The sequence below is a fragment of the Labrys okinawensis genome (assembly GCF_047345005.1).
Lineage (GTDB): Bacteria > Pseudomonadota > Alphaproteobacteria > Rhizobiales > Labraceae > Labrys > Labrys okinawensis.
The window spans coordinates 211,162-236,868 of sequence record NZ_CP178864.1 but is presented as its reverse complement, the minus strand read 5'-3'; the positions used below and the strand labels follow the sequence as shown (position 1 = coordinate 236,868).

Here is a 25,707-nt window from a genome sequence, read left to right as displayed (position 1 = left end):
TGAAGTCACTTTACTGCCGTTACGTCTGCAAGCTCCGCGAGCAGTTCGTCGGTGGAGACTTGACGGCAATAGCCCTTGATGGCGTTGAGCGAGAACTGCTCGCGGTCACGCGTGTAGCTTGCGCATGCATCCGGGACCAAGGTCACCAGATAGCCGAGATCACATGCATCGCGGACGGCAGATTCGACGCACTGGTCTGTCAGAAGACCACAGATGACGAGCTGTCGCACGCCGAGGTTCCGGAGCACATAGTCGATGTGCGTAGAGACGAAAACGCTCGAAGAGCTCTTGGGAAAGACAATTTCGTCCTCGAGGGGCTCTAGCTCGTCGATCACCTTGCCATCCCACGAACCCTTCGGAACATTGAACCCGGTGATCTTGTAGTCGAGACTGCGATCCCGCCCATCCAGGGTCAGACTCTCAATGGTCGTGTGTAAAACCTCGATCCCGGATTCGCGGAATTTCGCGAGCAGTCGCTGCATGTTCGGCACGGCCACTGACGAGAGACGGTCGAAGTAATACGCGTATTTCGTGTCGATCTCGCTCTGGGGAGTGTCCTTGAATTCGCCACCGTCGCGCCTGACGCAAAAGTTCTGGACATCGATGAAGAGAATAGCCGAATTGGCCGGTTCCACCTTCACGAGACGCGTCGTCAGTTTATTATAATCCATTGTTTTCCAGCTCCATTTTGGCGGCTGCAGCTTGCGCTGTATCCGCGATAATTTCCGCCCAGCGCGATTGCCCGGCTTCCGTCGAAATCTGATCGTTCCTGATTTCTATGAGAACATGGGGAATGCGCCGCTTTTCACCATGGACGGGGATTGTGTAGTCCGACATATCGTCGACCGTATATGGCACATTCAGCGATGCCCTGATTTCCGGGTATCTCGCATTGACCTCAGCCAGCATCGCGCGTGCAAAGCGGCCATCACGATGAAAGAGAAGGCCAAGTTCGCAGTCTCTCACCTCGCCGGAACGGCGCATAACCGGTGTAAAACTGTGGATCGCAAGTAGTATCGGCCTTTGTTCGGACCCGCCCGACTGATCCAACGCTCTCGCGATCGCTTGATGATAAGGTTCGTGGATTTGCTCGTAGCGTGCCCGTCTGGCGTTAGTATCCAATCCGATATTGGCCGGGATTTCCGTTCCGTCGCTTACCTCTGGGATCGAGTCCCGCGCATCCAAAGGCCGGTTGCAGTCGATGACCAGGCGGCTGAAGCGTTGAATGTAAAGCGGTGCCCCCATCGCGTGCGACAGTTTTCGAGACACAGCTTCCGCACCTATGTCGTATGCGATGTGCCTTTCCATTTCGGTGGGGTCCACGCCGAGGTCGCCAAGGCAACGCGGGATCGCCCTTCCTGCGTGCTCGCATGTCAGGAAGAAATCGCCGACAGATCCGTCCGTCACTACTTCCAATGGTTCGGGATCGCCTTCAGCCAAACAAAAGCGGCCGTGGTCACTCATCGAAAACTCCCTGGTATGTGTATATTTTTCTTCATAATTCTCAGCCGGTCCCGTTCTGACGTCGAATTTTCATATCCCTGCCATAGGAAGACTTCCCTCTACTTGCGCAGAAGTGGAGCTATTCTCGTTTCAAGGATCACTTATCGCGTGCCGCACCAGTCAAGGATCGAAGCCGCGATAACTTTCGTGGTTTCCAGCAGGGAAGCCACTTCGACATTTTCATTGTAACCGTGGAACCCATCGCCGCTCGGTCCGAAGATTACCGGAGCAACCCCAACGCCGGCGTAGTGAGCGGCATCGGTAACAAATTCGACGCCACGGACTTCCGGCTCGTTTCCGAGTGCTGTCTTATGCTGCACCAACGAACGAACGAGTGGATGGTCAACGGGTGTATCCATCGGTGGGAAGTAAAGATCGCCGAGTGACCAGTTGATTTCGATTGGATTGTCACGAAGCCATCGATCCTGAGCGCAGAAGTGATGAACGAATGACTCGAATTCCCTCTTCACTGCCTCAGGGTCTTCGTTCGGAAGGAATTTGAAATCGAGGTCAATTACAGCAAGATCAGGAATGATCGCGGGGTTGGTCATGATGATCGGGAGACCGTCTGGTCCCATGCCCGCACCCGCTCGTAGTGCACCGGGACTTATCGTGTTAAGGCCCGGCGGCACGAGAGGATGATAGGTGGTACGGCAACGTATACTCTCGTAATCGCGTAGGGCCCACAGGAACCTGCTCGCTAACTCAATCGCGTTGACGCCAGGAACGATACGGCCGGGAACGTGACGCTGCGGCCAGATTTCATTGAACCGCCATCCCGCGTGGCCCTGCTTGCCCTTAACTGTCATCCGCACCCAAAAGAGCCCGCCCTCACATGGCTGAACCTTCCCCCAAGTCGGCTCCGCCACGATGGCGGCTTTGGCTAGATGTCCCTTTCGGATGGCGTCAATGGTGCCGAACCCCCCCGCTTCCTCATCCACGACCGAATGGATTGACAGTCGGCCATCGAGCCGTATTCCGGCGCGCCGAATGGCACGGGCCGCGGCGATGCACGCCGCCAAGCCAGCTTTCATATCGACGGCACCGCGGCCATAGATTCGGTCGTGCTTGAGTTCGCCACCGAACGGATCCGCGGTCCACTGGGATTCGTCACCGATTGGAACGGTATCTACGTGACCGCATAGAAGCAGGCTCCTTTCTTCATTTCCGGCCCAATCCCCAACTACGTTGGGTCGACCTTCGAATACATCCCATCGATCACTTTTGAAGCCGTTGTCGGCGAATTCCTTTTCAACGACATCCTGGAGGGCAGCCTCGTTGTTCTGGCCGTCAATCACTACAAACTTCGGGTTCACAGAGGGAACCCTGACCATTCGCTGCGTTAAATCAACGACGTAATCCTGCTCGTCATCCAGCAACTTCCAAACAGCTTTGGTCGTGGAATTCATTGTGATCTCCTAGTCATCTGCAGCTGCAAAACAAGCTGCGCCAGTTCCCGGCCGGGCTCTTACCCGAACTCATGATTTCCCGTTAATGAACGAATATTTTTTATCATTGTCAACAACGCAAATATAATTTGATGGATTTTTTTCATCGCTAGGGCTGAGCTGTTGACGAATGGGAGACATACAATCTTGATAATGTTAGGGATATCGCAATTTCGAGCCGGAATGAGTGAATATTTTCACTCAAAACAGCTAGATAAAAATAAATTGACAAAAAACTTTCGCAGAGTTTATCTGCAGGTATGGAGAGGAAAATGCTGACAATCAGAGCTCGGCTTCGCAAGATGACGGAGCAACTCACCGCTAGCGAGCGGAAGATCGCACAAGCGATCCTTGCGGACTATCCGTTCAGCGGATTGTTACCAATCCAGGAGTTGGCGGACCGAACGGGAGTCAGTTCCGCTTCTATCACCAGGTTTGTCGGCAAAATCGGTGGCGGCGGCTACCAAGATTTTCAACGGCAACTAATCGGCGAGTTGAAGGAAGGAAATCAGTCACCCCTGGATCTGAAGGTCCGGCAAGCCCCTGCCGAAGCTGAGTTTCTGGCAGATTATGCCAACCGTCTTTCCACTATTTTGCGAGAGATGGCCGAAACCGTGTCGCAAGAACAATTCGATCACATTTGCAGGCTTCTCGCAGATCCGGGTCGAAGCATTTTTCTTCTCGGTGGACGGGTTTCCGACACCCTGGCGGGCTTTCTTTCTATCCACCTTCGACAAGTACGCGGCCAGATATATCACATACCGGACAATACTGAGTTTTGGCCGGAGCATATCCTCCGCATGCGGAAGAAGGATGTAGTCGTGCTTTTCGACTTCCGGCGGTACCAACCCAATCTAGCCGTATTGGCCGAGATGATCTCTCGCAAACGTCAGGCAACTATAGTCCTTATCACCGACAAATGGATGTCGCCGATAGCCCGCTACAGCACCGAGATCGTGGCACTGCCGATCGACGCCGGAACGCCTTGGGACACGGTGGCGGCAGCCAACGCCTTCGTAGAAGCGCTCATCGTGAAGGTGTCAGAAGTGGACTGGGCGTCTACACAGGAAAGAATCAGGGCGTGGGACGAGGTCCGGTTGGATTCACCAAGCCCCGGTGAAAACTCAAACTCAACTATGGAAATAGAGGGAACAAATGAAACGTGAAGAAATGATGCTTGCCTGCTCGAGCGACCTCGCTGGCAAGATACGGGGCAAGGCTTTCCCGGCGGCGCAATTCGAAAAGCGGCTTCATCGCGGTGTGGGCTGGACACCCACGAACGTGCAGATCACGTGCTTCGACGTCATCGCAGAAAGCCCGTTTGGCTCCCTCGGCGACCTGGTTCTAATTCCTGACGCATCGACCAAGGTCTCCATCGATGTAGAAGATAACGTTCCGCCGGAACAATTCGTGCTGGGGAACATCCGGTATACCGATGGCCGCTCCTGGGAATTCTGCACTCGCTCGATTTTGCAAGACGCTCTTGCCAAGTTGAAGGAAATCAGCGGGCTCACCTTATTTGGCGCGTTCGAGCACGAGTTTCAGTTTTGCAATATGGGCGACGACGGCCACGGCGCTTTCACACTGGCGGGATTCCGTGCCGAACGTGAGTTCTGCGAATCCGTGATTGCCGCCATGCGCCAAGCTGGCGTATCGCCGGACACGATCCTCCGGGAATTCGGAGCCGCTCAGTACGAAGTCACGATGAATCCGCAAAAGGGCGTCACAGTAGCCGACCACTCCGTTATCACACGCGAGGTTGTCGGTGCAGTTGCAAATGCGCTGGGACGGCAGCCGACGTTCACACCCATCCGAGATCCTGCCGGCGTTGGAAATGGCGTCCACATCCACATCAGCTTCCTTGACGAGGAAGGCAATCCTGCAACTTGGGACGGAAGTTCGAAGCACGAACTCTCGCCTGTCGCTGCCAAGTTTGTCGCTGGCATCCTGAAGTATCTGGACAGCATCATCGCCATCACCGCACCAAGTGTCGTCTCGTATTTTCGACTGACTCCCCATCGCTGGAGCGCTGCATTCAACAATCTTGGCTTCCGTGACCGCGAGGCCTCGGTCCGCATCTGCCCGGTGTCCGATATCAGCGACATCTCCAAAGCGTCGCAGTTCAATTTCGAATTCCGCGCGGCGGATGCCACTGGTAGCCCTTACCTGCAGCTGGCGGCGCTCGTGTACGCTGGTATCCAGGGGATCAAAGAGAACCTGCCCGTTCCTGACGCGACAGCTGAGGATCTTGCGGCGCTATCGACCGAGGAATTGGCATCGCGCGGGCTCGTACGTCTCCCCCAAAGTCTGCCGGACGCACTCGAACGGTTCGCGGCAAATGAAACAGTGACCGGGTGGTTCCCTAAGGGCTTCGCAGACGTCTACGTCAAACACAAGCAACGCGAGATCAAACATGTCGAGGACTTGTCTGATCAAGCAGCTTGTGCGGCCTACGAACGCGTTTACTGACGCTGAGGGCGGAGCCGTTTGGGCTCCGCCCTAACCTTGCCGCGAACATGGCGAAGCGGGGTGCTCCATGCTTTTTGGTTTTCCAGTATTCTTAGCTTTGGCGTGAAATTGTGAACCTGGGTTCCGACGGCGCTTGCTGTGACTTTCGTGTATTCGACCGGTTCACTAGGCGATCAGGCCTCACAGGCCATCAAAATGGGCGCTATCTCGTCGAAATAATTCCGAGGACTGTTTCGCCTACCGATACCGCATCTGAGAGCATCGTAACTCTGTCGGGCGATGGCGGATGGGTTACGGTCAAAGGTATTGGCGAGGAAAAGAACGCTCTTATGGGTCAACTCCAGACGAGCCAACCAAACAAAATGGGAAGCACCGCCAATTGAGTATAAGGCTGGGCTCTTCATAGTCTTTACGTCAGCTCTGCTGTTCGCGCGAGTAGGTTGATCAGTCTACTCAAACCGACAAGGTCGATTTGCCATAGCCTAGCCCGAGCGACATTGAATCCCGTGCGAAGAACAAGTCGGCTGACTTCTCAGCCGTGCTCTGCGCTATGCCCCAGCGGCCAAGGGAAATCTCCGCCGCGAATTCGAGTCTATGGACGCCCGCATGCTCGGCACGCATTAAAATGACCTCCGCAAGGAAATTCACTGTGCTTCGAAGCGGACGTTCATCCCTTCGCGCGGGCGACTTCGCGGCTCTGGATGGTGAGCCGTTCAAACAGTTGCAGCAGTCCTCCGGGCGCAAGCCGAAGAACTAGGATCATTGCAACCGCAATCACGATGTAGCGAGCATCGTCGAACCCCTGTACCGCAGTCATCGCTTCAGTCGAGAATGTAAGTATAAGTGCAGCTGCCACTGGCCCGAGTACGCTATTCACGCCTCCAATGAGGACCATCGATAGCGCGAGTGACATCGTGCCGAATCCGAATACTTCCGGCGAAGCGACGCGAAGGTAGATTGTGTAGAAACCGCCTGCGATGCCGGTGAATATCGCGCTCAAGATCAGGACAACGATCCTTTGGCGGGCGACCGAAATGCCGCGGGCGGTGGCGTAGTCTTCAGCATCGCGCACAGCCTTCAAAGACTTTCCGAATGGAGAATTCGTCACGAAGAGCAGGAACAGCGAAGAGCATACTAAGAGTAATAGCGCGACATAGTAGTAGCCGAGCTTGTAGTCCTTGAGGAAGCTATAGTCCCCGATCGACAGGAATGGCAGACGTACCATCCCGTCTGCTCCGCCGGTGATGTTCGCCTGGCTGAGAACGAGCTGCATCATGAGCTGATTCACCGCGAAGGTTACCAGCACGACGTAAATCCCTTTCAGCCTTGCCACCGGTGCCGCCATCAAAAGTGCTGACAGCGCAGCCGTGCCGCCTGAAAGGACAATTGCAATCCATGGGTTGATTGCCAGGGTCTTGCTGAAGATCGCCGCCGTATAGACGCCGATCCCAAAGAAGGTGAGATGCCCGAAATTGAAGATTCCGGTATGACCGAGGCTTAGGTTCCAGTTCGAGGCGATGATTGCGTAGATAAAGGCTATGATGAATAGATGACGCCAGTATCCATCAGCTACCGCCAAGGGAACCAATACCAACAGCAGGATCGCGACCGCCAATACGGAAAGAGTTGTCTTGTTCATTATCGTGCTCCGAAAATGCCGTTTGGCCTCAGCAGAAGGACCATGATCATTAGGAGAAAAAGCGCGAACGGCGTCCAATACAGCCCAATCCAAAGTACCAGAAACGCTTCGATAAAGCCGATCAGGTACGCCGCGCCAGCGGTTGAGCCCAAGCTGCCGAGACCACCGAAAATAACGACGATCATGGCCTTGGTCAGCGGATCGCTGCCCATTGTTGGGGTGATGAACCGCAACGAACCGAGTAGCGCGCCCGTCAAACCAGCCAGCGCTGCGGAGATGCCGAACGCCATGGCGAAAGCGATCGGAACGTCGATACCGATTAACGCGGCGGAATCCGGATTTTGACCGACCGCCCTCAGGCTCCTACCGCGATTGCTCACCACCGTAAATCGCCAGAGCAGGATCAAAACCGCGGGGGCCAGGACGATTAGAAGTGCCTCGTGAGCCGAAATAACGGTGCCGAAGATGTTCGCCTCGCCACCAATAAGGCGCGGTAACTGCTTGATGCGAGGACCCCATATCATCTGAGCGCCACGCTCAAGAATAATGGTAGCGGCCAAGGTCGTCATCGCGGTGATCAGGAGCATGTTCCTGTTGTTATAGTAGGGTCGCACCAGTAGGCGCTCGATCACCACACCAACAAGGCCAGCGCCGATGGCACCGATCAAGACGCCCGCCAGCGGGCCGAGCCCGAGCGGCTCGCTTATTGTCCAGGCCAGATAGGCCCCGACCATCATCAACGCCCCATGGGCAAAATTGAAAACGCCCAGAGTTGTCCAGACGACGCTCAGTCCGCTAGCCATCAGAGCGTAAAGCGATCCGAGCACAAGGCCGGATACAAGTGTTGCTATCAGCGTATCCATCAGTGCGCACCCTCGCCGAAATACAACTTCATGACCTCGGCATGATCGGGAGCGTTGTCGCGGTTGATTTCGCGAACAACAGACCCGTGTTCGATCAGATAAAGTCTGTCTGTGAGAGAAAGAAGACACTCGACGTCCTGCTCCACGACGATAAGGGGAACACCGTTCTTCGATATCTTCCCGATCGCTTCCGCGAGTTCCTCTTTCAAGCGAGGCGACAAACCGAGGGTCGGTTCATCCAGCATCAGGAGACGCGGCACGCACATCAGAGCGCAACCGATCGAGAGCATTTGCCTCTCGCCGCCCGACAACGTCTTGGCCAACTGGCTCTTCCGCTCGCCAAGTCTCGGGAAAAGCTCGTAGACCATTTCGAGACGCTTTTTCGCATCCTTGCGGGCGCGCCGACCGATAGCGGCGAGTTCCAGCGTCTCGGCGATTTTCATGTTGCCAAACAGCGTGTTGCCCTGAGGCGCGTGAATGAGACCGGCTTCCACGATCGCCGGGGACTTCGCGGTCGTAATGTCCTTGCCGTCGAAGGTAATTTTCCCGGTCGAAGGGCGGAGCAACCCCGAGATCGCCCGCAGCATCGTCGTCTTTCCATGGCCATTCGGACCAAATAGGCCGATAGACTCCCCCATGTCGACGTGAATCGAAATCGAATTGAGCACCCGCACGGCTCCATAGCCTGCGTCGAGCCTCGATATGTCAAGCAATCGATTCATGAGGTTCGCCCTCCGAGATAGGCTGTAATCACCTCTGGATTGCCGACCACGTCCACCGGCTTTCCTTCGGCAAGGACCTTGCCTTGGTTTAGAACGATTAGACGCTCGGACACTGACAGGAGGAGACTCAGAACATGCTCGATTAAGAGGACGGTCACGCCCGAACGATTGATCGCGACAAGCAGGTCGTCAAGCTGCTCGATTTCCGGCTTCGTCAATCCTGAAGCGGGCTCATCCAACATGAGCAATGCCGGGTCAGACACCAGCGCGGAGGCGATCATCAATTGCTTTTTTTCGTAAACTGAGAGATAGCGTGACGGTAGCCGCGATCGGCCGTGACCGAACTTGACGGTGGCCAACGCCGCCTCGGCCTTTTCCAGAGCTGCAGTACGCGATAACTGAGCGTTGTATGTGGCGCAAACCGCCAACGTCTCGTTCGCAGACAGGTCTGGGAACTCCGCGTCTTTCTGGAACGTCCGAAGGAGTCCTGCTCTCGCTATCCGGTGCGCGGGCCAACGATCTACGCGCTCGCCCTTGAAGCGGATTTCCCCGCTTGTAGGCCCAAAGGGCACGCTGGTGATGAGATTGAAAAGAGTGCTCTTGCCGGACCCGTTCGGTCCGGCGATACCGAGCATCTCGCCCCGTCGAACGGAGAATGTCACCCCGTTGACCGCTCTGAGACCCCCAAAAACCTTGGTGGCCTCGGAGACTTCCAAGATGTTCTCGCTCACAGGCACACCAGCCTACTTCATCCAAGCCGGCTGGACGAATTCGCCCGTGCCGTACTTCGACGGATTGAAGAGCACCCGTTCACCGTTGCGAATTTGGTAAAAAAGCAAAGGCACGCCATCGTCGCTCTGGACGGAGAGGTGGGTCTTCGGATCGAATTGGACGTGGCCGATGGCGGTGTCCTTGCTCGTCTTTCCGATTTCGACGCCTATCTGCTTACGCTTGGTGTAGTCACCTACCTTTCCCAGGGCGTCCTTGTAGATCAACACTTGCTCGTAGACCATCGACCCCGCGCCACCCGGCTCGGTGTTGTATGCAGCCTTGTATTTATTGACCACCTCAGCCGCCCGCGGATACTTGTCAGTCAAAAGGAGACCGCCAAGCATGTTGTAGACCACACCCGTGGACTTGTCCTTTGTGAGGTTGAGGAACTCCGGCACCGACGGAGCATACTGGATGAAGACGAGGCTGTTGGTGGGGTTCTCCATGAACTGCGTCATGAAAGTCGCTGCGTTGCCCGAAAGATAGTCCGTGTTGATCAACAAAGCGGGAGGATCCTGCCGGACTTTCGAAAGGAAGGCGCGCCAGTCGCTGATTTCACCGAACGGAACGAGGTCATTCTGGGTAATTTCCCACCCGTCTTCTGTAAAGGCTTTGGTCATGCCCTGCGCGATGCCCTTGGAATAAGGGTTGTCGGATGAGATAATGGCGACCTTCTTGTTCGGAAGCTTGACCTTTCCGTCCTTCACTAGGTTGTCGACGACCGGGACGATCCCTGTGTTGTAAGCATCGTAGGAAGGCGTCAATGACCAAACCGTGGAGAACTTTTCCGCGTCGGGCGCGATGATGTCTTTTGTCTGCTGAGAATTGGCGGCGATCATGTAGACCATATCCTGCTCCGCCATCATCTCGATTTCGAAATTCGTATTGGAAGCGTAGTTCGTGACGACGACTCCGACTTCGGAATCGCCGAGCAAGCGCTCCGCCGCGGTCGCCACCTTGTCCGGATTCATATCGCCCACATCGCCGACCACGACTTCGAAGGTGTTTCCGCCGACGCCGCCGGCCTTGTTAATCTCGTCTACGGCCAGCTTCGCGCCGTTGACCATCTCGTTACCGTCGGCTGCTGCTGCTCCGGTCACAGGTGCAAGCACGCCAATCTTGATCACATCTGCCTGTGCCAAGGCCGTTGACCCGAGCAGCGCGATAGCGGAAACGGCCCCGAGGAGCGCTCTCTTTGACATCATCATTTGTACCCCTTTTATTATGCTTTTTTAAACGTCGAGGAATGCTCGCCTCGCGTTGCGTAAGGCCTCGACAAATCTTTGTCATATCGACCGTACGCAAATCAAAATTATGAAAGTGTTGCAGCAATGTCAATTTTATTTGGTATTTTGCTAATATTTTTTCTCTTCCCTGTGTGAGCGAACTTACGCTGATAGGCACCATCGGCGTTGCGTGGAGATGGTCTGGGAAGATCTGACCCCAGCCAAGATATTGAGCCGCGCCGCGTTCGAGAATGCGATCGTCGTCTCGATGGCAATGGGCTGTTCGACGAATGCCGTCATCCATCTGGTCGCCATGGCCCGCCGCGCCGGGCACGACATCACCCTCGAGGATTTCGATGCCGCCAGCCGTGTCGTTCCAGTGATTGCGAACGTCCGCCCCAGCGGGGACAAGTATCTCATGGAGGACTTCTATTACGCAGGCGGGCTCCCTGCCCTCATGAACAGGCTGGGCAATCGGCTTCAATTGAGCGAACTCACAGTGAACGGCCGCACGGTCGGCGACAACATCTCCGGAGCCGAAGCTACAATGACGATGTCATCAGGCCCCTGGATAACCCGATCTACGCAGAGGGTGCGCTCGCTGTCCTCAAGGGCAATCTTGCCGAGAACGGGGCCATCATCAAGCCGAGCGCCTGTAGCGAACGCTTTCTCCGGCACACCGGGCCCGCACTGGTCTTTGATGATTTCCCTGCGATGAAGGCTGTGATCGACAGCGATGATCTCGATGTCACAGAAGACACGGTCCTCATCCTTCGTAACGCCGGACCTCAGGGGACCTGGCATGCATGGCATGCCAATTCCCAGTAAGCTTGTGAAACAAGGCGTCGGCGACATGGTTCGCATCTCGGATGCTCGGATGAGTGGAACGCGTACGGTGGGTGACGGTGCATAGCACGTCGGAGGGTTGCCACCGCAGGCCTATGTAGCGGCTGTCTTCCTTCCAGGCCACCATTGCCAGGTACCACTCGAGATACTTGACCGAGAACCGGTGATGAACGCCGACTTACGCGCGTTCGGCGCGGGCTCTCGATCCTGTTTGTGTCGGTTCCCTCCTAGGACTTGCTGTGGTTCACGCGCTTGAGGATCGCCAGCCCGATGAGATCATCGTATGAACCGTGTTCGTCGGCGGTCAGCACCGCCCCCGGACGGACATGGTCGTTCCCGGCCGCCCAGGCTGCCTTTGGGTTCTCGTCGGAAACGACGCGCGTGATAGTGCGGTCCGGCGCATCGGGATTGTGCTCGCGGATCGACAAGACTTGGCTTACGCGTGTTCCGTCGGGTCGAACAGCAACGCGATTTGTGTAGCCGTCAGCACCCCCTCCGCTTCAACGACCTGCTTCAAGCCCACGTTTTCAGCCAAGGCCCGCTTGGCGAGTTTTGCTGCCCGGCTGTACCCTATTATTGGGTTGAGAGAAGCGGCAAGAATTAGCGAGTTGTCATAGAGCGAACGGCAGCGTTCGGCGTCCGCTTCAATACCATCCACACACCGCTCGCGAAGAATGTTCATGCCGTTAGCCAGCAACCGCATGGACTGCAGGATGTTCAACACGATAACCGGCTCCATTGCATTAAGCTGCAATTGGCCGGCACTTGCGGCAAGCGTGACCGTCAGATCATTACCCACAACCTGGAACCCTACTTGGTTCATCATTTCAGGGATAACCGGGTTGACCTTGCCTGGCATGATCGACGATCCAGCTTGCATGGCAGGAAGCCGGATTTCGCCAAGCCCGGCGCGCGGACCACTGGAAAGCAGTCGGAGATCATTACAGAGTTTGGACAGTTTGACTGACATGCGTTTGAGGACGCTAGACACGGACACGAACGCGCCAGTGTCCGAGGTCGCTTCGACCAGGTTGCGCGCGGGGCTAAGGGAGATACCCGAGACCCTGGAAAGGTGAGCGCAGGCTAAGGTCGAGAAGTTTTTCGGAGCATTGACGCCAGTGCCAATTGCCGTCCCTCCGAGATTGATCTCAGTCATCAACCGAGCGACACTTTCAAGCTGGACAACGTCTTCCTCAATTGTCTCTGCAAAAGCGTCGAATTCCTCACCCAGCGACATTGGCACAGCATCCTGCAATTGTGTGCGGCCGACCTTTAGGACGTTGGCGAACTCAACCCCTTTCCGTCTCAGGGCTTCAACAAGCGCCCTTTGCGAGTTTAGTAGGGCTTCAGTGCCGCAAAGGACAGTCAGACGTATCGCCGTCGGATAGACATCATTCGTCGACTGGGAAAGGTTGACGTGGTCGTTTGGGTGTACCATGTCGTATTCACCGGGCTGGCGGCCAATGCCGACGAGCGCCAAATTGGCCACAACTTCGTTCGCATTCATGTTGGTCGAGGTGCCCGCGCCTCCCTGCATCATATCAATTGGGAAGTGCGGCTTGAGAACCTCGCCGGAAATAAGTTTGTCGCATGCGGCGTCGATTGCGGCAGCGATGTCTGGCTCGAGCAGGCCCAATTCGTTGTTGGTTGCCGCCGCTGCCTTCTTTACCATGGCAAGCGACACGACCAACTCCGGAAAATCGTGCAGGTGCGTTCCGGAAACGGCGAAGTTCTCGACGGCTCTGAGGGTATGCACTCCGTAGAGGGCGTCTGCCGGCAGGATCCTGTCGCCTAGCAGGTCTGTTTCGATGCGCGTGGACAAATGGGACCTCCTCATTAAAACGCCCTATTGGGATGGGATGACGGCCTTACGTGCGGCAGGCCGCAGCGCTGCAGACGCCCGGTTAGTGCGGACAGGTTCCCCTGCCCGCAAACCGAAGCTTTGTTACTGTTTAGGCCCGATTGAAGCAGACGACCTTTGGCTGCGTCATGTCTTCGTAAGCAAAACGGACACCTTCCCGGCCCATGCTGCCGTATTTGGAACCGCCGAATGGCATCGCGTCGAACCGATAGTCGGAAGTGTCGTTGATCATGACGCCGCCGGCATCGATCCGCGCTGCCGCATCGAGCGCATCAGCCAGATTGCTCGTGAATATGCCGGCGTGCAGGCTGTATTCTGGTTCATTTGCGAGGGCGATAGCCTGATCCAACGTTTCAAACGGAGCCAGCATCACGACAGGTGCGAAGACCTCTTCGATCCAGAGCTGGCAGTTGAGCGGCGTGTCCTCCAGGACTGTGGGATGATACACCGAACCGTCCCGTCGATGCCCACAAAGGACCTTCGCACCGGCGTCAAGCGCTTTCTGAACGACGCTTTCCGTGCGTTCAGCAGCTTGCGCAGAGATCATCGGACCGACATCGGTATCCTCGCGCAGTGGATCGCCTGCTTTAAGCTTTTTAGTCGCGAGGACAAATGCGTCCCGGAACTTGTCGTAGACTTCGGCCTGCACCAGGATGCGCTGGGCTCCGATGCAGTTCTGACCCGCCGCCCAGTAGGCACCCGAAACTGAGCTCTCGACTGCTTTCTCGAAGTCGCAATCGGCCATGACGATCACCGGCGCGTTGCCACCCAATTCCATTGCCATTTTCTTTAGGCCGGCTGACCGGCTGATCGCCTCGCCTGTGGCGAAGCCACCCGTAAAGGATACCATGCGAACCTCCCGCGCTTCTACGAGAGCTTTACCCAATGCGACGCCACCGACTGCAACAGTTATGACCTCCGCGGGCAATCCGGCCTCTACCAGAGCGTCAACGAGATTGATAGCCGAGAACGGCGTCAACTCGGAGGGCTTCAACAGAACGGCGTTGCCTCCAGCAATTGCCGGACCGAGCTTATGCGCGACAAGGTTCAACGGATCGTTGTAGGGCGTGATTGCCGTAATGATTCCGAGCGGCTCCCGTGTGAACCACCCTTGGCGGCTCTCGGAACCAGCGTAGGCATCAAATGGCACCACCTCGCCCGCGTTTCGTTTTGCCTCTTCAGCTGAGAGTTTGAGCGTGTTCACACATCGCAATACTTCTTTGCGGGCTTGAACCAGGGTCTTCCCAGCTTCCGACACGATGGCTGTTGCGAACCGCTCGCTCCGGCTCTCGACAATCTGCGCGGCCTTCTCAAGTATGCTCGCCCGCCGATGGCGCGGGAGACCCTTGGACAGTTCCGCGCCCTTCCGCGCGCGTACCAGTAGCTCTTCAACTTCCTCAGCACCCGTCACGTCGACGGATCCGATCACCGAGCCGTCAAAGGGGCTGAACACAGAAAGAGTGTCGGGTCCCTGTGTGACATGGAGTTTGGCAGCGGTCATTCAATGACTTCCTTTCAACTTGGATATGCCCGCTCGAGGGCCGATAACGCGCGATAACACTACGCCGACTCGGGTGTCGGGCGCTCACCCGCAGCGATTTTCCGCGGAAATGTATGGTTCTGTTGAACCGCTTCCCGACCAACCCGCCGGCATTCGCACCGGCCAGTTTGTCGGGAAGCGCCTGGCCGGCTAGCGGCCGCGGCCAACCTCAGCCACAGGGCACCGAGGCGGCTGGGAGGATGCGGTCAAATCTTCTGGCCGTCTCGAACGAGGTCGTCCATTACCGAGCGCAGGGCGCTTTCAGCAATCGAGACGATCTCGTCGACCTCATCTCTCGTGATGACCAATGGAGGCGCGAAGCCGAGGATGTCGCCGTGCGGCATGGCGCGCGCGATCAAACCGCGGTCGCGTGCAGCCTTGGAGACACGAGCGCCGACCTTCAGTGCCGGATCGAAACGCTTCTTGCTTTCGCGGTCACCGACAAATTCAATGGCACCCATGAGGCCGACGCCACGTACTTCTCCAACGATCGGGAGCTGTGCGAACTTTTCCTTCAGCTTGCTCTGGAAATACGCCCCGACTTCCTCGGCGTTTCCGGGCAAGTTTTCCTTCTCGACGATATCGAGCACGGCATTTGCTGCCGCGGCACCGATTGGATGGCCCGAGTAGGTATAACCGTGCGAGAACGCGCCGACCCGATCAGCACCATCTTCCAGCACCTTGTAGACCTTCTCGCCAACAATGGAAGCGGAGAGCGGGAAGTACGCGGACGTCAGCCCTTTGGCGACAGTAATCAAATCGGGCTCAATACCGTAGCGTTGAGAGCCGAACATGGAGCCTGTCCGACCGAAGCCCGTGATGACCTCGTCGGCAATGAGCAGCACGTCATGCTTCTTGAGAACCGCCTGAATAGCGGCCCAATAGCCTTCCGGCGGCGGCGTGATGCCGCCCGTACCCAGCACCGGCTCGGCGATGAATGCACCGACATTGTCGGGGCCGAGCTTTTCGATAAGCTGATCCAGTTCAAGCGCCCGGCGCGCCGAAAACTCGGCTTCTGTCTCACCTGAATTTGCGCCCCAGTAGTGATGCGGTACACCGGCATGAACGATCTGCGGCAGAGGTAGGTCCATATGATCATGGTAGAAGCTCATGCCGGTCATCGAACCCGAAACCACGCTGCAACCATGATAGCCGCGTTCGCGCGAAATGATCTTCTTCTTCGTCGGCTTGCCACGGAGATTGTTATAATACCAAACGAGCTTGGCCTGGGTTTCGTTGGCGTCAGACCCCGACATCCCATAGAACACCTTGCTCATCTTACCCGGTGCCATTTTCACCAAGCGGTCGGAGAGGATCGCTAATTCGTCGGTCGTATGCGCGGCGTAGGAATGGTAGTAGGCGAGACGGTACGCTTGACGGGAAATAGCTTCAGCTACCTCCGTGCGCCCGTAGCCTACGTTGACGCAGTACAGGCCGGCGAACCCGTCGATCAACTGGGCACCATGCGCGTCCTGGATACGGATGCCCTTCCCTGTCTCGACGATCGTGGGATCACCCAGTTTTCCCGTCGCAAAATCCTTGAGTTGCGTAAAGGGATGCAGGACGGTGTTTCTGTCTTTCTCGCTGATTTCCTTGATATTGATCGTCACGATGCGTTTCCTTTCCAGCCCAGAGAGCTGCCCTAGACAAATTTGAGAGTGCGAAACTGGAGGCTCCACCAGAGTTCGGTGTTTATTGCTAAAGGGATAATAGCCGCCCATCCGCGCCGATATAATGCGCATTCACTGCTTCTCGTGCAGTAGTTCTGCAGCGCGTAGCTAGAAACGCAGGATTATGCAAACCGCGGCGTCAACCGCGCAGCTGCGTGTCATCGAGGCACGAGCGCGCCTTTCGCGCTTCTTACGAATCGCTCGATGCGCGGGAATTGCAGGGGCATCCTTTGGGGCGCTCCCCCCAATTGCGCTCGAACTGGCGCTACGCAGCGTCGAGCGGGCGATGGCATTCGCCGCATTTCATAGTCCGAACATCGGTGGGCCGCTAGCGGCGCTTGCCGCTTCGCGTGGCCAAAACGTTACGGATCGAAAAGCTGGAATGGATGCGCAATACACCCGGCAGTGCCGAAAGAATCACCTTGTGAATACGCTCAAATTCGACAGCATTTTCCACATCGACCCGCAACATGTAGTCTGATCCTCCTGTCATGAGATAGCATTCTTTGATTTCGGGGTGCTTACGGATCGCTGCCTCGAACCGGTCAAGATACTCCTCCGTCTGTCGCTCGAGAGTGATGTTGATTATGACGGCAATTTCAGCGCCGGGATTCGGTGCATCGACCAAGGCGGTATAACCGCGGATCGTTCCGCTATCTTCCAGGATTTTTACACGCCTAAGGCAAGCTGAAGGAGAAAGCCCGACCTCCTGTGCCAGCTTCGCGTTGCTAATTCGCGCGTCCAGCCTCAGAAGGCGCAATATGTTTCGGTCTACGGCATCAATCGACATTGCACATTCTTCGAAAAGTTCGCATTTTCTTCTAATCCATAAGGCAAACTGGCTGTTAATTCCATCATTCGATCGATAATTCACCGATCGTTTCAGTAGGATACCCCCGTTCGTTAGATGGGAATGGTCGATCCAAATGGGACAACTGAGCATTGCGGCACAGGACGGTATTAAGGCGGCGGCGTTGGGCAAGCCCGGCCGCCTTACGATTGACTTATCCGCCATGCGGCGGAACTATTCGAAGGTGTCTGCCATAGTCCGGCCGGCTCACGCAACGGCAGTGGTAAAGGCTAACGCATACGGGCTAGGGGCTATACCTGTTTCTCGCGCCCTCTACGAGGAAGGTTGCCGACATTTCTTCGTTGCCCAATACGAAGAAGCCGACGACTTGCGGCCCGCGCTCCCTGGGGATGCACAAATTTTCATTCTGAACGGCCTTCAGCCAGGCAACGAGAGGGCTTGCGCGCAGAACGGGATCATCCCGGTGCTGAATTCCTTGGACCAGCTAAAGCTGTGGGCAGACGCGGCTCGTCGGTCGAGGCACGTCCTAAAGGCAGTTCTTCAATTCGATACGGGCATGTCGCGCCTGGGTTTTCCCCAGAACGAACAGGTGCTCCTTGCCGAGACACTACAGGACTATTGGAATGTCGAGATTCTTTTCGTCATGAGCCATCTCGCCTCGGCGGACGAAAGTGAAAGCGAACAGAACGGGCTGCAGTTGGAGGAGTTAAACCGGATCACCCGGAAGTTTCCCAATCTGCCGATCTGTTTCGCCAACTCCGGCGGGGTCTTCCTCGGCGAAGACTACCACGCCTCACTTGTGCGGCCCGGTATAGCCGTGTATGGCGGCGCGCCGACCGCCGGCACGCCAAATCCTATGGAGCCGGTAGTAACCTTGGAGGTCGCGGTCGTGCAGACGCGCTCGGTTCCTGCGGGTACCCGCGTTGGCTACGGCGGCGTGCACATGACGACTTCCACGAGGCGGTTGGCGACTCTCGGCGCTGGCTATGCTGATGGTTTGCCCCGCAGCCTCAGCGATCGGGGCGCTGTCTACTACGGGGACCTGCGCTTGCCTATCGTGGGTCGTGTCTCGATGGACAGCATGACGATCGACGTGACCGAAGTGCCCGAAGGCGCGCTACGACTCGGCAGTCTCGTCGAGGTAGTCGGTCCCCACCAGACCCTCGAAGATGTTGCCGAGGCCGCCAATACGATCTCTTACGAAATCCTGACCCGTCTCGGCGATCGCTATCACCGCGAATACCGCTGAACTCCCAAATACACTTAGAGGCTAATATGAAAGTTACGGTTCTAGGAGCCGGCATTATCGGCGTCACCACAGCCTACCAACTAGCGAAGGCCGGGCACGAGGTCACCGTTGTGGACCGCCAGGGCGGACCGGCGCTCGAAACCAGCTTTGCCAATGCCGGGGAAGTTTCGTTCGGCTATTGCTCGCCATGGGCCGCTCCGGGCATTCCGATGAAGGCCCTCAAATGGATCTTCATGGAGCACGCTCCACTGATCCTACGCCCAAAGCTAGATGTCGCCATGCTATCATGGATGCTCCAGATGCTGCGTAACTGCACATCGGAACGCTATGCGCTCAACAAGAGCCGTATGCTCCAGCTTTCGGACTATAGCCGGGTCTCATTGAAGCAACTGCGCGATGAAATCTCCATCGACTACGACGAACGCATGCAGGGAACACTCCAGCTCTTCCGGACCCAGCAGCAGCTGGAAGCCTCCGCGAAAGACGTGAAGGCGCTTGCAGCGGATGGCATCGCCTATCAGGTGCTAGATCGCGATGGCTGTATTCGTGTGGAACCCGCCCTCGCGCACGTGAAAGAGAAGATCATCGGTGGCCTACTGACGCCCAACGATGAAACAGGCGATTGCTTCAAGTTCACCAATGCGCTCGCCAAGCAGGCAAGCGCCCTCGGTGTCCGCTTTAGCTACGGCTCCCATATCAGAGGGCTTGATGTAGAGGGCGGCCAGGTTCGCGCCGTTGTGACTGATCGTGAAACACTCCGCAATGAAGCCGTCGTCGTTGCGCTCGGCAGCTACTCTCCGCTGCTATTGAAGGCTTTTGGAATCAGGTTGCCAGTCTACCCAGTGAAAGGCTACTCGTTGACCGTTCCGATCACTGATGCGTCGCGAGCGCCAGAATCCACCGTGATGGATGAAACCTACAAAATCGCAATTACTCGCCTCGGCGATCGGATCCGCGTCGGGGGTATGGCGGAAATCTCCGGCTATACCAACGACCTCGCACAGCGTCGACGTCAGACTCTCGAGCACTCCGTCACCGATCTTTTTCCCGGTGGGGACATCTCGAAAGCCAATTTCTGGTCAGGCCTCAGGCCGATGACACCGGACGGAACGCCGGTGATCGGACCCACGAAAATCAAAGGACTCTATCTTAATACCGGTCACGGCACGCTTGGATGGACGATGAGCTGCGGGTCGGCACGAGTGATCAGCGACTTGGTCAGTGGCCGCTCGCCGGAAATTAACGCGGCCGAGTTGGCAGTGAGCCGCTACGCCTGATCTAGAACGCCATCACGAATATCAATTATCCTGGAGAACCATTATGATTTATCGAATTGACACGAATCTCGCTCCGGCGGCGATAGGCCCATTTTCACAAGCGATCCAAGTTGGAAATCTGCTCTTTGTGTCGGGACAGTTGCCAATTGATCCTGCGACTGGTGAATTTAACTCCGAGGACGCCGTTGCGCAGGCAGAACAATGCCTCGCGAATGTGAAGGCGATAGCGGCCGCAGCGGGCACCAGCCTGGCAAACGCTGTGAAAACGACCGTGCTTCTCACGGACCTGGGTCAGTTCGCAGAAATCAACAAGGTCTACGCTGGCTTCTTCGGCGAGCCTTATCCGGCTCGTGCTTGCTATCAGGTCGCGGCCCTGCCCAAGGGCGCAAAGGTGGAGATAGAAGCCGTTCTGGCGATACCATGAGGCGGTCTCAGACCTCAGTTAAGGACGGGTGGGTAGGTCTATGATCCATGACGCACTGCTCCGCTATCTGAAGACAGCGGAGAAGTTTGCGGGCCTGCATCGATTGCAGGCCCTCGGTGCAGCCACCACGTCGAACAGCTTTCCGGTATTTAACCCCTCGAATGGGGAACTTCTCGCGGAATTGCCGGATATGGGCGTGAACGAAGCCCGCGCAGCCGTCGACAAGGCACACTTGGCGCAGGCAGCGTGGGCTGCCTTGCCGGCCCGGGACCGCAGCAATCTTCTCTCACGGTGGCACGGTCTTATCGTCACCCACGCCGAAGACCTTGCCGCAATCCTTACAGCGGAAATGGGCAAGCCTCTCTCTGAAGCCCGTTCCGAAATTTCGCATGCCGCCGCGTACCTGCAATGGTATGCCGAGGAAGCGAACCGCATCTACGGCGAGACCATTTCCGCCCCGACCACCGACCGGCGCATGATGGTGATAAAACAGCCGGTGGGTGTCGTAGGTACCGTTACGCCCTGGAATTTCCCTGCATCGATGGTGGCGCGCAAGATCTCCGCGGCACTGGCAGCCGGCTGCACAATTGTATTGAAACCCGCTGAGCAGACACCGCTGATCGCCGGCGCAATGTTCACCCTTGCCGAAGAGGCCGGTGTTCCCGAAGGCGTCGTCAACCTGATTTATGCTGCTCGGGGCGACGTTATTGGCCGTGAACTTTGTAGCAATCCGAAAGTTCGAAAAATCAGCTTCACCGGTTCAACCAAGGTTGGAAGATTGTTTATGCGGCAGTGCTCCGACCAGATTAAGAAACTTAGCCTCGAACTCGGTGGCAATGCGCCCTTTATCGTATTCGATGATGCAGATGTCGATGCTGCGGTCGACGGTGCAATTCAGGCCAAGTTCCGTAACGCCGGTCAGACCTGCGTTTCTGCCAACCGGCTCTACGTGCAGGCCGGCGTTTATCATGAGTTTGCGGAAAAGTTTTCCAGCCGCGTGGCGGAACTTACTGTCGGCGACGGCTTCACGCCTGGCGTAGCCATCGGGCCCCTGATCGACACGCGTGCGCTTGCCAAGATCGAAGCCCATATCCGAGACGCCATCGACAAGGGCGGATCTATCCTATGCGGGGGCCGGCGTATTGGCGACATGGGCACTTTTTTCGCACCGACAGTTCTGACTGGCATTTCCAGCACAATGCTGATCGCACAGGAAGAGACGTTTGGTCCGCTCGCTCCCATTATCAAGTTCGAAGAAGCTGACCAGGTAGTGCGCGAAGCCAATGACACAATTTATGGTCTTGCGGCGTATTTCTATGCCTCAAATCTCAAGCGCGTCTGGCAAGTGGCGGAGGCACTCGAGTATGGAATGGTTGGAATAAATACGGGGCGCATGTCATCGGAAGCCGCGCCATTCGGCGGCATCAAACAATCGGGCATCGGGCGCGAAGGCTCGCGGCACGGGATCGATGAATATCTTGAAATGAAGTTCCTTTGCATCGGCGGCCTATGATCGCGTGCCCGCTTACGAATCGTTTGCGCTTAACTACAGGAATCTCGCAGATTAGGCACAGCTCGCCCGCTTTCGGACGCCGATCAACGCACTTCCCCGCATTCTCTCGCCCCGATTTTGAGCGTCATCAAACCACAGAGGGCACGATGGCCAACAGAGGACTCCTGGCGGCCGTTCCGAGCTAATGCGGAAGTATCTTGGAAAGAAATGATTTCGCGCGTTCATGAGCAGGATCCGTAAAGAACTTTATGGGCTCCTCCTGCTCCAGGATGCGGCCCTGATCCATGAAAACCACCCGATCGGCGACCGCTTTTGCAAAGCCGATTTCGTGCGTAACGCACAACATCGTCATGCCATCTGACGCTAGCCCAATCATGACATCCAACACCTCGCTCACCATTTCTGGATCAAGCGCTGCTGTCGGTTCGTCGAAGAGCATAATTCGAGGCTGCATGGCCAACGCGCGTGCAATGGCGACGCGTTGCTGTTGCCCACCGGAAAGCTGATCCGGGTACTTTGTAGCCTGGGTCGGAAGCTGAACGCGGGTTAGCAGCTTCATCGCCAGATCCGTGGCGTCTGACTTGGAGAGCTTGCGGACTTTCATCGGTGCGAGAATGCAGTTTTCCAGAACCGTCAGGTGTGGAAACAGATTGAAGTGCTGGAAGACCATCCCAACGTCGCGGCGAACTGCTTCGAGTTTAGAGCGATCTTCCGTCAGCTCTATCCCATCGACAACGATGTCCCCTGCCTGATGCTTCTCGATGCCGTTGGCACAACGGATAAGGGTTGATTTTCCCGACCCCGATGGCCCGCACAAGACAATTTTCTCCCCAGCCTTCACGAAGGTCGGTGCGATCCCGCAAAGCAGGGAGCGTAACAACCGCTCCGGACAGCCGATAGAACAAGTCCTGTCGAAAACTGCCTGCAGCGACCTTTTGAACCAAATCCTGATGTGTCGCTGCAATAACCTGAACATCTACCCGACGGGTTTTTCCTGAACCAAGGGGGACGACTTCCTGCGTTTCTAAGAAACGCAGGAGCCGTGTTTGCAGCTGCAAAGGCATGTCGCCGATTTCGTCGAGAAACAGTGTCCCCTTATCTGCTTCCGCTATGCGGCCGGTATTGCCGTCCTATTCCAACGTCGGTCTGGTCCTCGGCGTGAGCGATCGGAACATTGACTTGGTGACTGAGGGAGTTGACTGCGTCATCAGGATAGGCGCTCTGAAGGACTCGAGCCTCGTCGCCAGACGCATCGGCGCGGCAGTCATGATCACCTGCGCTGCTGCGCGGTACATCGAGGAACATGGCGAACCCATTTCGTTGGCCGATCTGCAAAGCCATAGAAGCGTCAACTTCATGTCGGGAGCCAGCCGTCGTCCGCTTCCATGGGCATTCCAAGAAGGTGAAAAGGCTGTGACGCTTGTTCCAAGGGGAGCCATGTTGGTGAACGATTCCCACGCCTATGTAGAGAGCGGCCTTGCCGGGTTTGGGCTAATTCAAGTTCCAGGCATCTTGGTCGACCGCTTTCTGGCCAGCGGCCAACTCCGGGAGGTGCTGGCGGCGAATAGGCCGGTTCCGCGACCGATTTCGATACTTTATCCGAGCAGACAGTTCCTGGCTCCGCAGGTGAGAGTTTTCATCGACTGGATGCAACAGCGCTTCGCGACCTTCCATGAAACGTGGTCACTCGAGATGCCAGCCAAGACTGAGCTGGCATCGATTAAGCCCGTTGTAACTGCGTCGCCGGACGCGCAGCGAAGGTTTCGCACGCTGTCGAACGCAATCCGGGTTGCGGACTAACTATGTGGCGATTTTTCCGAGCAGCTTCACGGAACTCCCACGCGCCATTTCCGAACGATGTCGCCTTTTCGTCGATATGACAACGATGAGGTAGCCGCGATATCAAACGCACGGTTCCGGAATGGGATACCGCGTTTACATCGAAATCTTCGGTTCCGCTCGCCGGACATCGATGCGGCAAAAAGCGCGATTGGGGGATATGGCAAAGCGCCCCTGCAAACAGGAGAATTTCTAAGGAACTCCGAAGGCCCACGGTTTCCCGCACTTGTGGCGGTCACCAGCCTTCTGGCGGGTTACGCCGCTTTCATTCGACTAGCACTCCCTTTGCCCAAACGCTCCTTGACCGGGACCACCTCCACGTCATTAGCAAGCGTCGTTAGCCCGCGACGTTTCAACCATTGTCGACCCCACGAACAGAGGTCGAGAAGGATCGGACCGATGGACCGCCCTTCCTCCGTAAGCGAATACTCCACCTTAGGAGGTACAACCGCATAGACTTCACGATGTACGAAACCATCGTCCTCGAGTTCCCGCAGCTGTTTAGAAAGCAAACGCGGCGTGCACCCCGGGAGCCGACGCTGGAGCTCGTTAAAGCGCGTCGTTCCGTCCGTCATCAGGTGGTAAAGTATCACGCCCTTCCACCTTCCGTTTATCAGGTTCAGTGCCGCCTCCATCGAGCAGGCTGGCAGAGCGTCGTAATTCCGTCGTTTCGGCATCGTGCTCATCCAATCGCGAAATGTAAGTACTGCCCGAAAGTATAGCGTCTGGCTCTGCCGTTCAACGCACTACGGTTTTGTGTACTGTCATTTCCTCCGGAGTGCCGTTGAGAAAAGACATCATCTAAACAGCGCCGTTCCGCACCCATGCTCGCCGAGCCAACCCATCATCGCACTATAATACAGCGTAGTATGGGTCATTTTATACCGTATTGAACGCCAGAAAAACGTTCGTATGTTTCGGCAATCGCAGACACCACCAAAGGATATTTGAATGCCCGCAAAATTATTCGAGCCCATCACTATACGGGGTACGGAATTCCGTAACCGCATCGCTATGTCACCCATGTGCATGCATTCGGCGGGACCAGATGGCAAGGTGACCGACTTCCACCTAGTACACTACGGCGCGCGCGCACTCGGGGGAGCGGGGCTCGTTTTCCTCGAAACGACAGCTGTTCTTGACAACGGACTGATCGGACCCGGCGACATCGGCATTTGGGAAGACGCACAGGTAGAAGGACTGGCCCGGCTCACTGGTGTAATTCATGAGTTCGGTGCGAAGGCCGGTTGTCAGCTTGGCCATGCCGGACGGCAATTCGGCATAGAAGACCGCCCTGCAATCGCTCCTTCCGCAATTCCGTTCACGGCCAATTCTCGTATCCCGAATGAACTGACCACCAACGGTATTAAACAAGTTGTGGAAGCTTTCCGGGTGGGCGCGCGCCGCGCCCGAGAAGCAGGCTTCGACGTGATCGAAATCCACACGGCACACGGCTATCTGCTCAACGAATTTCTGTCTCCGCTCGCCAACCACCGCACTGACGCTTACGGCGGAAGCCACGAGAACCGCTACAGAATCGTGCGCGAGGTGATAGATGCCGTGCGGTCAGAATGGCACGGCCCATTGTTCGTGCGTATCTCGTCCACCGACTATGTTCCTGGAGGTAACACCCCGGCAGATTTCCTGATCTACGGTCAGTGGATGAAGGAACAAAGTGTCGATCTGATCGACTGCTCTTCCGGTGGAATCGCAATGGTTAAAGTGGAATCTTTCCCCGGTTATCAGGTGCCAGCAGCTGAACTGCTCCGGCAGACGCTCGAGATCAAGACGGGAGCCGTCGGGCTTATCGAAACGGGACGTCAAGCCGAGGAAATCCTACAGAACGGAAGGGCGGATATTGTCTTGATCGGGCGTGAAATCTTGAAAGATCCATTTTGGCCAAGGACAGCAGCCGACGACCTCAGGTCAGTGATACCCGTCCCGCCGCAGTACACGCGCTACGGATCTGCATGGCAGCGCGCGGCGCCACCGATTCCGGCCGCACCGCTTCCGGCCGCCTGAACCACGTCTGGGTA

23 protein-coding genes and 2 pseudogenes are annotated in these 25,707 nt (G+C 56.6%); 9 read left to right on the top strand and 16 right to left on the bottom strand.

Annotated elements, in window-relative coordinates; translation table 11 throughout:
* Positions 1-5: 5 nt before the first annotated feature.
* The 3 genes from ACMDCR_RS01195 to ACMDCR_RS01185 all read right to left on the bottom strand — a co-directional run bounded on the left by ACMDCR_RS01195 (position 6) and on the right by ACMDCR_RS01185 (position 2,912).
* Positions 6-671 (bottom strand): isochorismatase family cysteine hydrolase, encoded by a 666-nt coding sequence (locus ACMDCR_RS01195; RefSeq protein ID WP_413990771.1) that lies wholly within the window; start codon positions 669-671, stop codon positions 6-8.
* Complete coding sequence (locus tag ACMDCR_RS01190) at positions 661-1,464, bottom strand: N-formylglutamate amidohydrolase (RefSeq protein WP_413990770.1); 804 nt, start codon at positions 1,462-1,464, stop codon at positions 661-663. Before ACMDCR_RS01190 ends, ACMDCR_RS01195 begins: the two co-directional genes overlap by 11 nt.
* Before the next feature lie 140 nt (positions 1,465-1,604).
* On the bottom strand, positions 1,605-2,912 hold the full coding sequence (locus ACMDCR_RS01185) for a M20 family metallopeptidase (RefSeq protein WP_413990769.1): 1,308 nt from the start codon (positions 2,910-2,912) through the stop codon (positions 1,605-1,607).
* Positions 2,913-3,223: 311 nt separating this feature from the next.
* Between ACMDCR_RS01185 and ACMDCR_RS01180 the strand changes: the two genes are divergently transcribed.
* Positions 3,224-4,117, top strand: a complete 894-nt coding sequence (locus ACMDCR_RS01180) for a MurR/RpiR family transcriptional regulator (protein ID WP_413990768.1) — start codon at positions 3,224-3,226, stop codon at positions 4,115-4,117.
* Complete coding sequence (locus ACMDCR_RS01175; RefSeq protein WP_413990767.1) at positions 4,107-5,420, top strand: glutamine synthetase; 1,314 nt, start codon at positions 4,107-4,109, stop codon at positions 5,418-5,420. The genes ACMDCR_RS01180 and ACMDCR_RS01175 overlap by 11 nt, the downstream gene beginning before the upstream one ends.
* 667 nt (positions 5,421-6,087) lie before the next feature.
* On the opposite strand, the gene ACMDCR_RS01170 is transcribed toward ACMDCR_RS01175, so the two are convergent.
* Genes ACMDCR_RS01170 through ACMDCR_RS01150 form a run of 5 tightly spaced genes read right to left on the bottom strand, consistent with a single transcriptional unit; the run spans position 6,088 to position 10,623 of the window.
* Complete coding sequence (locus ACMDCR_RS01170) at positions 6,088-7,059, bottom strand: branched-chain amino acid ABC transporter permease (protein WP_413990766.1); 972 nt, start codon at positions 7,057-7,059, stop codon at positions 6,088-6,090.
* Positions 7,059-7,922, bottom strand: a complete 864-nt coding sequence (locus ACMDCR_RS01165; protein ID WP_413990765.1) for a branched-chain amino acid ABC transporter permease — start codon at positions 7,920-7,922, stop codon at positions 7,059-7,061. The genes ACMDCR_RS01170 and ACMDCR_RS01165 overlap by 1 nt, the downstream gene beginning before the upstream one ends.
* A complete protein-coding gene (locus ACMDCR_RS01160) occupies positions 7,922-8,644 on the bottom strand; it encodes an ABC transporter ATP-binding protein (protein ID WP_413990764.1) in 723 nt (240 codons plus the stop codon). Before ACMDCR_RS01160 ends, ACMDCR_RS01165 begins: the two co-directional genes overlap by 1 nt.
* Positions 8,641-9,375 carry an ABC transporter ATP-binding protein gene (locus ACMDCR_RS01155; protein WP_413990763.1) on the bottom strand — a complete coding sequence of 245 codons (735 nt, stop codon included), beginning with the start codon at positions 9,373-9,375 and terminating at the stop codon, positions 8,641-8,643. The genes ACMDCR_RS01160 and ACMDCR_RS01155 overlap by 4 nt, the downstream gene beginning before the upstream one ends.
* 12 nt (positions 9,376-9,387) lie before the next feature.
* Positions 9,388-10,623 (bottom strand): ABC transporter substrate-binding protein, encoded by a 1,236-nt coding sequence (locus tag ACMDCR_RS01150; RefSeq protein ID WP_413990762.1) that lies wholly within the window; start codon positions 10,621-10,623, stop codon positions 9,388-9,390.
* Positions 10,624-10,837: 214 nt separating this feature from the next.
* Between ACMDCR_RS01150 and ACMDCR_RS01145 the strand changes: the two are divergent.
* A pseudogene (locus ACMDCR_RS01145) lies at positions 10,838-11,469 on the top strand (dihydroxy-acid dehydratase).
* Between the two features lie 245 nt (positions 11,470-11,714).
* Here ACMDCR_RS01145 and ACMDCR_RS01140 read toward each other — a convergent pair.
* The 5 genes from ACMDCR_RS01140 to ACMDCR_RS01120 all read right to left on the bottom strand — a co-directional run bounded on the left by ACMDCR_RS01140 (position 11,715) and on the right by ACMDCR_RS01120 (position 17,348).
* Positions 11,715-11,915 carry a transposase gene (locus ACMDCR_RS01140; RefSeq protein ID WP_413990761.1) on the bottom strand — a complete coding sequence of 67 codons (201 nt, stop codon included), beginning with the start codon at positions 11,913-11,915 and terminating at the stop codon, positions 11,715-11,717.
* Positions 11,916-11,923: 8 nt separating this feature from the next.
* Positions 11,924-13,324, bottom strand: coding sequence for an aspartate ammonia-lyase (locus ACMDCR_RS01135; protein ID WP_413990760.1), 1,401 nt, complete (start codon positions 13,322-13,324; stop codon positions 11,924-11,926).
* Between the two features lie 115 nt (positions 13,325-13,439).
* Positions 13,440-14,849: an aldehyde dehydrogenase family protein gene (locus ACMDCR_RS01130; protein ID WP_413990759.1), complete on the bottom strand. Its 1,410-nt coding sequence runs from the start codon at positions 14,847-14,849 to the stop codon at positions 13,440-13,442.
* A gap of 245 nt (positions 14,850-15,094) precedes the next feature.
* Positions 15,095-16,498 (bottom strand): aspartate aminotransferase family protein, encoded by a 1,404-nt coding sequence (locus ACMDCR_RS01125; RefSeq protein ID WP_413990758.1) that lies wholly within the window; start codon positions 16,496-16,498, stop codon positions 15,095-15,097.
* Between the two features lie 388 nt (positions 16,499-16,886).
* Positions 16,887-17,348: an Lrp/AsnC family transcriptional regulator gene (locus ACMDCR_RS01120; RefSeq protein ID WP_413990757.1), complete on the bottom strand. Its 462-nt coding sequence runs from the start codon at positions 17,346-17,348 to the stop codon at positions 16,887-16,889.
* 136 nt (positions 17,349-17,484) lie between these two features.
* On the opposite strand from ACMDCR_RS01120, the gene alr reads away from it, so the two are divergent.
* The 4 genes from alr to ACMDCR_RS01100 are packed head-to-tail and all read left to right on the top strand — an operon-like array spanning position 17,485 to position 21,832.
* Positions 17,485-18,618, top strand: coding sequence for an alanine racemase (gene alr / locus ACMDCR_RS01115; protein ID WP_413990756.1), 1,134 nt, complete (start codon positions 17,485-17,487; stop codon positions 18,616-18,618).
* 26 nt (positions 18,619-18,644) lie between these two features.
* A complete protein-coding gene (locus tag ACMDCR_RS01110; RefSeq protein WP_413990755.1) occupies positions 18,645-19,895 on the top strand; it encodes a D-amino acid dehydrogenase in 1,251 nt (416 codons plus the stop codon).
* A 43-nt stretch (positions 19,896-19,938) separates the two neighbouring features.
* On the top strand, positions 19,939-20,319 hold the full coding sequence (locus tag ACMDCR_RS01105; RefSeq protein ID WP_413990754.1) for a RidA family protein: 381 nt from the start codon (positions 19,939-19,941) through the stop codon (positions 20,317-20,319).
* Positions 20,320-20,359: 40 nt separating this feature from the next.
* Entirely contained in the window at positions 20,360-21,832 is a 1,473-nt protein-coding gene (locus ACMDCR_RS01100; protein WP_413990753.1) for an NAD-dependent succinate-semialdehyde dehydrogenase, read from the top strand.
* A 181-nt stretch (positions 21,833-22,013) separates the two neighbouring features.
* Here ACMDCR_RS01100 and ACMDCR_RS01095 read toward each other — a convergent pair whose 3' ends face one another.
* Positions 22,014-22,808 carry an amino acid ABC transporter ATP-binding protein gene (locus tag ACMDCR_RS01095; protein ID WP_413990752.1) on the bottom strand — a complete coding sequence of 265 codons (795 nt, stop codon included), beginning with the start codon at positions 22,806-22,808 and terminating at the stop codon, positions 22,014-22,016.
* A pseudogene (locus ACMDCR_RS01090) lies at positions 22,753-22,896 on the bottom strand (sigma 54-interacting transcriptional regulator); the annotation flags it as partial. The gene ACMDCR_RS01095 and the pseudogene ACMDCR_RS01090, both read right to left, overlap by 56 nt.
* Here ACMDCR_RS01090 and ACMDCR_RS01085 point away from each other — a divergent pair.
* Positions 22,895-23,632, top strand: coding sequence for a LysR substrate-binding domain-containing protein (locus ACMDCR_RS01085; protein ID WP_413990751.1), 738 nt, complete (start codon positions 22,895-22,897; stop codon positions 23,630-23,632). The pseudogene ACMDCR_RS01090 and the gene ACMDCR_RS01085 overlap by 2 nt on opposite strands.
* Before the next feature lie 293 nt (positions 23,633-23,925).
* On the opposite strand, the gene ACMDCR_RS01080 is transcribed toward ACMDCR_RS01085, so the two are convergent.
* The gene (locus tag ACMDCR_RS01080) at positions 23,926-24,246 is read right to left on the bottom strand and encodes a winged helix-turn-helix transcriptional regulator (protein ID WP_413993797.1); all 321 of its coding nucleotides are present in this window, start codon (positions 24,244-24,246) and stop codon (positions 23,926-23,928) included.
* Positions 24,247-24,622: 376 nt separating this feature from the next.
* Here ACMDCR_RS01080 and namA point away from each other — a divergent pair, with 376 nt between their 5' ends.
* A complete protein-coding gene (gene namA / locus ACMDCR_RS01075; protein WP_413990750.1) occupies positions 24,623-25,693 on the top strand; it encodes an NADPH dehydrogenase NamA in 1,071 nt (356 codons plus the stop codon).
* Positions 25,694-25,707: the final 14 nt, after the last annotated feature.

Coding starts and splice junctions, on each gene's coding strand:
- ACMDCR_RS01100 (WP_413990753.1), top strand. CDS start 20,360: ATGATCCATGACGCACTGCTCCGCTATCTGAAGACAGCGGAGAAGTTT.
- namA (WP_413990750.1), top strand. CDS start 24,623: ATGCCCGCAAAATTATTCGAGCCCATCACTATACGGGGTACGGAATTC.
- ACMDCR_RS01185 (WP_413990769.1), bottom strand. CDS start 2,912: ATGAATTCCACGACCAAAGCTGTTTGGAAGTTGCTGGATGACGAGCAG.
- ACMDCR_RS01080 (WP_413993797.1), bottom strand. CDS start 24,246: ATGACGGACGGAACGACGCGCTTTAACGAGCTCCAGCGTCGGCTCCCG.
- ACMDCR_RS01105 (WP_413990754.1), top strand. CDS start 19,939: ATGATTTATCGAATTGACACGAATCTCGCTCCGGCGGCGATAGGCCCA.
- ACMDCR_RS01190 (WP_413990770.1), bottom strand. CDS start 1,464: ATGAGTGACCACGGCCGCTTTTGTTTGGCTGAAGGCGATCCCGAACCA.
- ACMDCR_RS01170 (WP_413990766.1), bottom strand. CDS start 7,059: ATGAACAAGACAACTCTTTCCGTATTGGCGGTCGCGATCCTGCTGTTG.
- ACMDCR_RS01095 (WP_413990752.1), bottom strand. CDS start 22,808: ATGTTCAGGTTATTGCAGCGACACATCAGGATTTGGTTCAAAAGGTCG.
- ACMDCR_RS01195 (WP_413990771.1), bottom strand. CDS start 671: ATGGATTATAATAAACTGACGACGCGTCTCGTGAAGGTGGAACCGGCC.
- ACMDCR_RS01120 (WP_413990757.1), bottom strand. CDS start 17,348: ATGTCGATTGATGCCGTAGACCGAAACATATTGCGCCTTCTGAGGCTG.
- ACMDCR_RS01130 (WP_413990759.1), bottom strand. CDS start 14,849: ATGACCGCTGCCAAACTCCATGTCACACAGGGACCCGACACTCTTTCT.
- alr (WP_413990756.1), top strand. CDS start 17,485: ATGGGACAACTGAGCATTGCGGCACAGGACGGTATTAAGGCGGCGGCG.
- ACMDCR_RS01180 (WP_413990768.1), top strand. CDS start 3,224: ATGCTGACAATCAGAGCTCGGCTTCGCAAGATGACGGAGCAACTCACC.
- ACMDCR_RS01165 (WP_413990765.1), bottom strand. CDS start 7,922: ATGGATACGCTGATAGCAACACTTGTATCCGGCCTTGTGCTCGGATCG.
- ACMDCR_RS01160 (WP_413990764.1), bottom strand. CDS start 8,644: ATGAATCGATTGCTTGACATATCGAGGCTCGACGCAGGCTATGGAGCC.
- ACMDCR_RS01135 (WP_413990760.1), bottom strand. CDS start 13,324: ATGAGGAGGTCCCATTTGTCCACGCGCATCGAAACAGACCTGCTAGGC.
- ACMDCR_RS01175 (WP_413990767.1), top strand. CDS start 4,107: ATGAAACGTGAAGAAATGATGCTTGCCTGCTCGAGCGACCTCGCTGGC.
- ACMDCR_RS01085 (WP_413990751.1), top strand. CDS start 22,895: ATGTCGCCGATTTCGTCGAGAAACAGTGTCCCCTTATCTGCTTCCGCT.
- ACMDCR_RS01150 (WP_413990762.1), bottom strand. CDS start 10,623: ATGATGATGTCAAAGAGAGCGCTCCTCGGGGCCGTTTCCGCTATCGCG.
- ACMDCR_RS01110 (WP_413990755.1), top strand. CDS start 18,645: ATGAAAGTTACGGTTCTAGGAGCCGGCATTATCGGCGTCACCACAGCC.